At 69.9% G+C, this 8,528-nt stretch carries 8 protein-coding genes; 2 read left to right on the forward strand and 6 right to left on the reverse strand.

The window, feature by feature from the left end:
* Positions 1-790: extracellular solute-binding protein (locus M6444_RS07815; protein ID WP_298325204.1), on the reverse strand; the 790-nt coding region annotated here is incomplete at its 3' end.
* A 252-nt stretch (positions 791-1,042) separates the two neighbouring features.
* On the opposite strand from M6444_RS07815, the gene M6444_RS07820 reads away from it, so the two are divergent.
* Together M6444_RS07820 and M6444_RS07825 are read left to right on the forward strand one after the other, a co-directional pair.
* Positions 1,043-2,092 carry a LacI family DNA-binding transcriptional regulator gene (locus tag M6444_RS07820; RefSeq protein WP_298325207.1) on the forward strand — a complete coding sequence of 350 codons (1,050 nt, stop codon included), beginning with the start codon at positions 1,043-1,045 and terminating at the stop codon, positions 2,090-2,092.
* A 193-nt stretch (positions 2,093-2,285) separates the two neighbouring features.
* Entirely contained in the window at positions 2,286-3,107 is an 822-nt protein-coding gene (locus M6444_RS07825; protein ID WP_298325210.1) for a hypothetical protein, read from the forward strand.
* Between the two features lie 7 nt (positions 3,108-3,114).
* On the opposite strand, the gene M6444_RS07830 is transcribed toward M6444_RS07825, so the two are convergent.
* From M6444_RS07830 to purE, 5 genes are all read right to left on the reverse strand, one after another.
* On the reverse strand, positions 3,115-3,501 hold the full coding sequence (locus M6444_RS07830; protein ID WP_298325213.1) for a DUF6401 family natural product biosynthesis protein: 387 nt from the start codon (positions 3,499-3,501) through the stop codon (positions 3,115-3,117).
* A 263-nt stretch (positions 3,502-3,764) separates the two neighbouring features.
* Positions 3,765-5,861: an iron ABC transporter permease gene (locus M6444_RS07835; RefSeq protein ID WP_298325216.1), complete on the reverse strand. Its 2,097-nt coding sequence runs from the start codon at positions 5,859-5,861 to the stop codon at positions 3,765-3,767.
* A 325-nt stretch (positions 5,862-6,186) separates the two neighbouring features.
* Positions 6,187-7,158, reverse strand: coding sequence for an iron-siderophore ABC transporter substrate-binding protein (locus M6444_RS07840; RefSeq protein ID WP_298325220.1), 972 nt, complete (start codon positions 7,156-7,158; stop codon positions 6,187-6,189).
* 60 nt (positions 7,159-7,218) lie between these two features.
* On the reverse strand, positions 7,219-8,025 hold the full coding sequence (locus M6444_RS07845; RefSeq protein ID WP_298325222.1) for an ABC transporter ATP-binding protein: 807 nt from the start codon (positions 8,023-8,025) through the stop codon (positions 7,219-7,221).
* 90 nt (positions 8,026-8,115) lie between these two features.
* Positions 8,116-8,528: 5-(carboxyamino)imidazole ribonucleotide mutase (gene purE / locus M6444_RS07850; RefSeq protein ID WP_298325224.1), on the reverse strand; the 413-nt coding region annotated here is incomplete at its 5' end.

An 8,528-nucleotide genomic window follows, 5' to 3' on the forward strand; every position in this document is an offset into this window, starting at 1 on the left:
CCTCGACCTTGTCCTCGTTGATGAGATCGGTCATGAACTGCAGCGCCTCGACCCCTTCGGGCGAGTTGAACGCGGGCTCGGTGACGTCGTCGTTGAACAGCGATGCACCGGAGGAGAAGAGGAAGACTTCGTACATCTGCCGCAGATCGTGCGAGAGCATGTCGAAACCGGCGCGGGTCAGCGTGCCGTCCGGTTCGCGCTCGGTCAACGCGATCGCGTACTCCCGCAACTCTTCCCAGGTGCTCGGCGGCTCGTCGAAGCCAGCCTCGGCCAGGATGTCCTTGCGGGCGACGGCGAAGCGGGTATCGAGCATGATCGGCACCGCGTAGACGCTGTCCTCCCACATGCCCGCCCGCACGATCTGCTCGGTGTAGGACTCCTGTAGCGATTCGGCCGTGATGCCGAACTCGGACAGGTCGCGCAAGACCCCCTTGTCGGCAAAGCCTTCGACCCAGCCGACGCCCATCATCATCACGTCGGGAACCAGTCCGCTGGCCACGGCGGTGGTGAGCTTCTCGTTCAGCGTGCCGTAGGTGGTGTAGTCCACACTGACGCTGACGTCGGGGTACTGCTCGTAGAACTGTGGCAGAAGCTCCTCTTCCAGCAACTTCTCGCCGTCGGTGCCTTCATAGATCGGCGTGAGCAGCGTGATCTCGCCGCTCACCGTACCGTCGCCGCCGGCGTCGCCGGAGGCCTCGGAGTCGTCACCGCCACAGGCGGCTGTGAGTAACGACAGCGCGGCGGCGCTCGCCAACAGAGCACTGCCCGGTCGGTGTCTCCAGATCCTCATGTGCGCTGTGCTCCTTTCGCAGCGGCAACTCAGGCAGGGCGCACGGCGGTTCGGACGAGACGGTGCCGGCACGCCATTGTGTCGAGTCTGGTGTAACGATGTACCGAAGATAGGGGTGAGGTACTGCGTCGTCAAGAGCTAGAACCTGGACGCTCGCCATCTAGCTCGCTAAACTGACGGCTCTACTACTTCATCGTTACACCAGACCGGGCACCAGCCGGGACGGTTACCAGCAGCGGAGCGCACAAACGCATGGCAGAAGTCACCATTCAGCAGGTCGCCAAGGCGGCCGGGGTGTCGCCCAGTACCGTGTCCAACTTGCTGAACGGGCGCGCCCACCGGATGCTGCCAGAGACCCGGCTGCGGGTGGAGAACACCATCGAGCGGCTCGGCTACCGGCCCAATCGAGCAGCGCGCCAACTGCGAACCGGACGTACGCAAACGATCGGGCTGGTGGTTCCGTCGGTGGGAAACCCGTTCTGGGGTTCGTTCGCGCGCCAACTCGAGTCCGCCGCCCTGGCCGAGGGCTACCACGTCCTGCTGTGCAACAGCGAGCGTGATCCCGACCGGGAGCGCCGCTACATCGAGGAACTGTGGTCCGACGGCATCCGCGGCATCGTCTTGTGCTCGTCGTTGCCCTCGCTGGAGCACGTCGCGCCGATCATGCAGCGTGGCCTGCACCTGGTCGCCTTCGACCGCGCTGCTCAAGCTGACGACCCGGACACGCTGGTCAGCATCAGTATCGACAACGCCGTCGGCTCGCAGCTGGCCACCGCGCACCTCACCGACCTGGGGCACCGCCGGCTGGCCTTCGTCTCCGGGGCGCTGGGCAGCGTCAACCGCAAAGACCGCTACCGCGGGTTCGCCGCCGCGCTGGAACAAGCCGGTCTGTCCTCCGAATCGGCGATCCTGTGGCCGGGCGCGTCGGACTGGCGCTTCGGTGACGTCGAATCCGCGGAACTCGGTCGCAACGCCGCCCATGAGCTACTCACCGGTGGCGACCCGCCCACCGGCATCGTGGCCATCAACGACATGTGCGCCCTCGGCATCTGCCGCGGGATACGCGATGTCGGCCTGGAAGTCGGCACCGACGTCTCGGTCGTCGGCTTCGACGACATCGTCCTGGCCGACCTCTACGACCCGCCGTTGACGACGGTCCGCCAGCCGATGGCCGACATGGCAGCGGCCGCGATCGCCGAGCTCAAGACGCGCGTCGAGGCCGGCGAACCGACGCCTGGCCGCTCGCTGCTGCTGCGCCCGGAACTGGTGGTCCGCTCGTCCACCGCCCCGCCCCGCCGCTGACCCGTCGGCGGTCGGTTGACAGCCGCGCAGGTCGTTACGCGGCTCTCGTTCCGGTCATGCCCTGTTCACCTGGGATTTTTCCGTGGTGCTTGGAAGCGCCACGAGGGGGTACCGAGTCATGGTGGCGAACTGACCCGGGCTCTTGGGCTCCGCCACAACAGGCCGGAGCCCAGCCCGAAGGGATGTGAACGGGATGAACATCACCCAGTCCTTTGATGACGCACTCAACTCCGTCATCACGTTCGTGCCGAAGCTCGTGGCGTTTCTGGTCATCCTCCTGATCGGATGGCTGATCGCCAAGGCGCTGCGCAAAGGCGTCGACGTGCTGCTCGAGCGCGTCGGGTTCGATCGTGCCGTGGAGCGTGGCGGCGTCAAACGCGCGCTCGCACAGTCGAAGTACGACGCCAGTGGGCTCATCGCGGCCATCGTCTACTACGCGATCCTGCTGGTCGCCCTGCAGATGGCCTTCGGCGTCTTCGGATCGAATCCGGTCAGCGACCTGTTGAACAGCCTCGTGGCGTGGCTGCCGCAGCTGCTGGTCGCCGTGGTGATCATCGTCGTGGCCAGCGCCATAGCCACCGCTGTCGGCGATCTGATCGGAGGCGCGCTCAGCTCGCAGAGCTATGGGCGCCTGGTCGCACGAGTGGTGCAGGCGTTCATCATCGGTCTCGGCGTGATCGCGGCGCTGAACCAGATCGGTGTGGCCACCACGGTGACGACGCCGGTTCTGATCGCCGTGCTGGCCACCATCGCCGGTGTCATCGTGGTCGGGGTCGGAGGCGGCATGCTGCGGCCGATGGAACGGCGCTGGGAGCGCTGGCTCGGCCGGGCCGAGGAGGAAGCCTCCTCGTTGAGCCGGGGAAGCGCCTACGACCGCGGCCGCGAAGACGCGTTGCGGGCCCACGAGACGACGACGGGGGTCGGTGGGAGCGAGGGCGAGGCAGTGCCACCACCGCCGACGACGGAGACGCCGAGCACCGGCTACGGCACTCCCCCGTCGCGCGACTACCCGTGAGGCAAGCTCAGAAGAAGTACATGAGCGGGTCGACGTCCCCGCTGGCCGTTCCGACCGTGACGGGTCCCGTCACCGTCAGCAGCCAGACCCCGGCCAGTCGCAGGGACACCCAGTCGCCGGCCGTCGGGCCGCCCCACTCGGGCGGTTCCGGCGGCCGCCAGCCGTGCTCGCGCGCGACGTCCTCGACGCCGCGGGCGTAGGCCGCCAGCTGAACCACCCCGAATCGTCCACCTCGAAAATCGAGGATGTCGCGCACTGCCGAGGCATGCTGGTCCACCGACGCCAGCAGCCCGGGAGCCCACCCGGACGGATCCGTCAGGCCCAGCCGGTCGGCCAAGGCCGCCAGCTCCCGCCGTGCGGACGACACGCGAAAGCCGTGGAGCAACCAGTTCATGGCTGCCAGGGTACGAATCGGTACGCGTAGCCGACGGCGGGGGCCCGCGTCCTCGACATCGCAGCTGCTGGGGTAGTCGCTGTCGCCTCGAGGCTGACGATCATGAGTCACCCACGGCACCCACCACAACGATCATGAGTCACCCACGACCCGATAACGCCGCAACCGCCCCATGATCACCCCAACAGCACCGGCAACCACCCCACCACGCGCCACCAGCGCCCCATGATCACCCCACAGCGCCGATCATGAGGCAGTTGTCGCTACACCGCGGCGCGGTTCGACCTGCGCAGCAGCCACGCCAGGTACGGCGCGCCCACCAGCGCCACCACCAGCCCGACCGGGATCTCGCGCGGCGCCAGCACGCTGCGGCCCACCACGTCGGCGGCCACCACCAGCAACGCACCGAACACGGCCGCCACCGGAATCAAGCGGCGATGCCCGGGTCCGACCAGGGCCCGAGCCGTGTGTGGCGCCACGAGGCCAACGAATCCGACCGTCCCGACGACCGACGCCGCGCCTGCGGCCATGACGGCACCGCACAGGAGCACCCCCAGCCGGGTCCGGCCCAGGCCGAGGCCCAAAGCTCGTGGCGTGTCCTCGCCGTAGGCGAGCAGGTCGAGCGAACGACCCACCAGCCACAAGGACACCCCGACGAGGACGGGAACGACGAGCCACCGCAAGTCGGCGAGCTCCCGCCCGTACGTGCTGCCGGCCAGCCACGTCAGGGCCCGGTTCACCGCGAGCTGAGCCTGCAAGGCCAGCACGGCGATCACGGCCGTCGCGAGCGCACCGACCCCGATGCCGACGAGCACCACCCGCGTGGGGTCCAGGGTCAGGCCGCCGCGGACACGGCGTCCGGCGGCGGCTAGCAACAGCAGCACGGCCCCGATCCCCCCGACGAGCGCCGCGACCGGCAACACCCACGGTGGTGCCTGCGGAACGAGCATCAACGCCGCCACCGCGCCGACGCCGGCGCCACCGGTCACGCCGATGATCGACGGCTCGGCGATCGGGTTGTGCACGACGGCCTGCACGGCCACCCCCGCGACGGCCAAGCAGGCGCCGGCGGTCGCGGCCACCGCTGCCCGGCCGAAGCGACGATCGACCACCGCTTCTGCGTCGCCACCGACCCACTGCCACACCTGCGCCCAGGTCACCGTGACGTCGCCGACCTTCAACGCCAGGAGCATCCCGGCGGTCAGCAACGCGAGCGCGACCACCACCACCATGGCCAGCGGCCATCGCCGCCGCGCCACCACGGCGGCCTGGTCGTCGACATTGCCGATGCTCATCCGCCGCGCCAACAGGATGAAGATCGGCGCACCGACCACCGCCGTGATCACCCCGGCGGGCAGCTCACCGGTACTGGCCGAGCGCAGAAACGACCGCGCGACCACGTCGGCGCCGAGTAGTAGGGCCGCGCCGAGAACCATCGCGGTCGGCAGCAGGAACGCGTGGCGGTGGACGCCCAGCAGGCGCACCGTCACCGGCGCCACCACGCCGACGAACGCGATCGGCCCGGCGACCGTGACCGCGGCCGCGGCGGCCAGCACCGCCAGCGCGAGCGCGGTCAGCTTCGTGGCCCCGACCCGCGCACCCAGCGCCTGCGCCCCCTCGTCGCCGATGGCCAGCAGGTCCAACGGACGAACGAGTGCCGCCGCGACGGCGGTCACGACGAGGACCAGGGCACCCATCTGCCACGCCCGCTGCGACGAGATCGCCGCGATCGACCCGTTGCCCCAGAAGAACAATCCCTGCGTGGACTGCTCGAACAGCACGAGGAGCAACGTGGCCAGCGACATCAGGGCCATCGTGATCGCGGTCCCGGCCAGCAGCACGCGCCCGCCGGAGGTCAGCCCCTGCCGGCCCGCCAGCGCCCACACAGCCACCGACGCCACCAGCCCACCCGCGGTGGCCAACCCCGCCGACGTGAACGCACCCAGACTCACCCCCGCCGCCGCCACGACCACCACGGCCAGGTAACCGCCCGCGTTGACGCCCAGGATCTCGGGGGCGGCCAGCGGGTTGCGGGTGACGGCCTGCGCCAGCGCGCCGGACAACGCCAGTGCGGCACCGGCCACGAGGCCGGTGAGCAGCCGCGGCGCTCTGCTGCCGGTGAAGATCGCGCGGACCTGCTCCGACGCGTCCCCGGTGGCGAGGCCGGCCAGTTCGTCCCAGCCCACGCCCGAGCTGCCCTGCCCGAGGTGGATCACCGCCACCACGAGCAGCACCACCACCGCGGCAGCCAGGATCAGCGCTCCGCGCCCTGGCGGGGAGGACGGGCGCGCGCCGGGACCAGCGCCGGAACGAGCGTCTGCTTCGCGGGCTCCGCGATTCATGGCGATGAAGCGTGCCATGAATCGCTCTTTGAACGCCCGCTCCCCAGGCGCCCGTCCCGACTCGATCGCTGCGACCTCGCGTCGCGTGAACCGCACCGGCGTGGAGTTCGGCGGTTGCGCAGTGAGCTCGCAGGTACGCGGCGCAACCGGGAGCCGCAGGGGATTCGGCGGTTGCGTAGTGAGCTCGCAGGTACGCGGCACAACCGGGAGCCGGAAGGGGTTCGGCGGTTGCGTAGTGGGCGTCTAAAGAGTGGTTCGTGGCATGCTTCACCGCCACGAACCACGGAGCCCACGGAGCAACCGCCGAACCCCACCCCGAACCCCACGCCGAGCAATCCAGACATCACAGGCCGAGCGCGGCCGACACCTCGTCGAAGATCGTCACAGCGGTGACCGGCCCGCCCCACAGCCACGTGCCGGGGTCGATGGGGTGCACGCGATCGTTCGCGACGAAGTCCAGACCCTGGTAGACGGGGTTGTCCGCCAGTTCACCGGTGAAGATGTTGTCGTCGTCCTGGGCGACGTAGATCAACGACGACGACGGGTCGGCATTGGTGAGCCCCTCGACGTCGGTGTCGGTGAGACCGTAGTCGTCGGTCTCGCCGGTCCACCCGTTCGTCATGCCGCCGGACTCGAGCAGTTCCGAGGCCATGGTCGGCGCGCCGAAGATGCGCACGGTGGCCGCGCCCTCGTAGGTGTAGCCCTGCGCCAGCACGAACGTGGCCGGCACGTCCGCGTCCTCCAACGACGCAGCGAACTCTTCGGTGCGGGCGTCGAGGTCGGCGAGCACGTCGGCGGCGACGTCTTCGGTGCCGGTCAGCGTGGCGATGTCGGAGAACGTGTCGCGCATCGTCTGCAGCTGGCCGCCGTCTCGGCCGTAGAAGTCCGAGGAGTAGGTCGGGGCGATGTCCTCGAGGTCGGTGAGGTCGCCTCCGGTGCGGTCGTCGTCGGTGAGGATGAGGTCGGGTTCGAGCGCGGCGATCTGTTCGAGGCTGGGCTCCTGGCGAGTACCGACGTCGACGACGTCGTCGCCCAGCTGCGGGCCGGCTGCGACCCAGAGTTCATAGCCTTCGACGTCGGCGACGCCGGCGGGCTCGATCCCGAGCGCCAGCAGGTCTTCGGCCAGCGACCACTCCAGCGCGACCACCGTGGTGGCCGGCTCGTCGAGCGTGAGCGTTCCGTGGTGGTACTCGATCGAGACCTCACCCGACGCGTCGCCGTCGGAGGTCTCGTCGGTGGCGTCGTCGGACCCGCAGGCGGCGAGCACCAAGGCGAGTCCAGCCGCGGTCGCGGCAGCAGACGCGACACGTCGCATGTCTGGCTTTCTCCTTCGTGTGGGCCAGCCGGATCGGCGGCCGGGTGGTTTGTGGTGTGGTCAGCCCGCCACGGCCGTGGGCGCCGGTGCGGCGTACGGCAGGCATGTGGGCCGGCCCGTGAGCGGGTGCGCCACGACGTGGACCGCGAGCCCGAACGCGGCTTCGATGGTCTCGCCGGTCAGCACGTCCCCCGGGGCGCCCGCGGCCAGCACGCCACCGTCGGCGAGCACCACGACGTGATCGGCGTAGGCCGCGGCCTGGTTGAGGTCGTGCAGCACGAGGCCGACGGTGATGCCGTGCTCATCGGCCAGCGATCGGGCCAGGCCGAGGATCTCGACCTGGTAGCGCAGGTCGAGATACGTGGTGGGTTCGTCGAGCAGGAGTACGCCGGTCTGCTGGGCGAGCACCATCGCGATCCAGACCCGCTGCCGCTCGCCGCCGGACAGGCCGTCGACGTTGCGGTCGGCAAAGGCCGTGGTGCCGGTCACCGTCATCGCCCATTCCACGGCGTCGTGGTCGCGGGCCCGCACTCGGCCCAGCGCGCCTCGGTGGGCGTAACGTCCGTGGTCCACGAGCTCGCGTACCGTCACCCCCGCCGGGATGGGTGATCCCTGGGGCAGGAACGCCAACTGCCGGGCCAGTTGTCGCCCACGCAGGTTCGCCGCGTCGACGCCGTCCACCGTCACGACGCCGGCCGTGGGCGTGTGCAGCCGGGCCAGGGTGCGCAGCAACGTGGACTTGCCAGAACCGTTCGGCCCGACCAGAACCGTCACCCCACCGGGGACGAGGTCGACGTCGACGTCTTGCAGGACGGACCGGGAGCCGTAACCGGCCTGCACCGAGGCGGCGACGAGCGTGGACGGCACTGAGAGCTCCTCTGGACGACGACCACTAAGGAATGCCTAATCTAACTTATGGTCGGGCTCGTCCCAAGTGCGGCCCCACATGCTGAACCGTCAGCCCAGCCGCGATCGCAGCGCTTCACCCTTGGCCCGGGCGCCGGCCTCGAGCACCGCCCGGTAAGCGTCGAGCCGCGTGCGCAGCGCGTCGTCCGAGGTGGCGAGGATGCGCGCCGCCAGGAGCCCCGCGTTGCGCGCACCGCCCACCGACACCGTCGCCACCGGGACACCGGCCGGCATCTGCACGATCGACAGCAACGAATCCATCCCGTCGAGGTGCTTCAACGGCACCGGCACGCCGACCACCGGAAGCGAGGTCACCGACGCGAGCATCCCCGGCAAGTGAGCGGCGCCACCGGCACCGGCGACCAACACCCGCAGCCCACGCCGATCGGCCGCCGACCCGTAGTCGATCATCGCCTGCGGCATCCGGTGCGCGGAGACGACGCCGACCTCGTAGGCGACGCCCA

It is taken from the genome of Haloactinopolyspora sp. (assembly GCF_027324685.1).
In the GTDB taxonomy this organism is placed as follows: domain Bacteria; phylum Actinomycetota; class Actinomycetes; order Jiangellales; family Jiangellaceae; genus Haloactinopolyspora.

Excerpts from the sequence above, each read along its gene's own strand:
- M6444_RS07825 (WP_298325210.1), top strand. The coding sequence starts at position 2,286 with ATGAACATCACCCAGTCCTTTGATGACGCACTCAACTCCGTCATCACG.
- M6444_RS07835 (WP_298325216.1), bottom strand. The coding sequence starts at position 5,861 with ATGGCACGCTTCATCGCCATGAATCGCGGAGCCCGCGAAGCAGACGCT.
- M6444_RS07830 (WP_298325213.1), bottom strand. The coding sequence starts at position 3,501 with ATGAACTGGTTGCTCCACGGCTTTCGCGTGTCGTCCGCACGGCGGGAG.
- M6444_RS07840 (WP_298325220.1), bottom strand. The coding sequence starts at position 7,158 with ATGCGACGTGTCGCGTCTGCTGCCGCGACCGCGGCTGGACTCGCCTTG.
- M6444_RS07820 (WP_298325207.1), top strand. The coding sequence starts at position 1,043 with ATGGCAGAAGTCACCATTCAGCAGGTCGCCAAGGCGGCCGGGGTGTCG.